This window comes from Bradyrhizobium sp. Kon58, assembly GCF_055807455.1.
Genome location: NZ_JBVVOT010000674.1, coordinates 1 through 233, shown reverse-complemented (window position 1 = coordinate 233; position 233 = coordinate 1). Strand labels below are relative to the sequence as shown.

Genomic DNA, 233 nt, shown 5'->3' with positions numbered 1-233 from the left:
CTGCAACAGCTTGCGCGGCCGTGGCGCATGGACGTGGTTGAACCCTTGCGCGAGATACGCAGGCAATGGCGGGTGATCGCACAGCAGGATGTGCAACTGGCGGCGTTACGCGAACAGCTCAAAACAATGGAGCTGCAAGCCGAGCGAACCTTGCTGACACGCCTTGAAGCGCTGGCTCAGACCTGGCCGACCAACGAGGTAACGGGACAATACGAATGGCTTGAAGGCCTGAC

General features: G+C 60.1%; 1 protein-coding gene. It reads left to right on the top strand.

Features of this window, described 5'->3' with window-relative positions:
- Positions 1 to 27 precede the first annotated feature (27 nt).
- The coding region (locus AC0L20_RS41905) for a DUF2390 domain-containing protein (RefSeq protein ID WP_473295978.1) at positions 28 to 233 on the top strand (206 nt) is incomplete at its 3' end.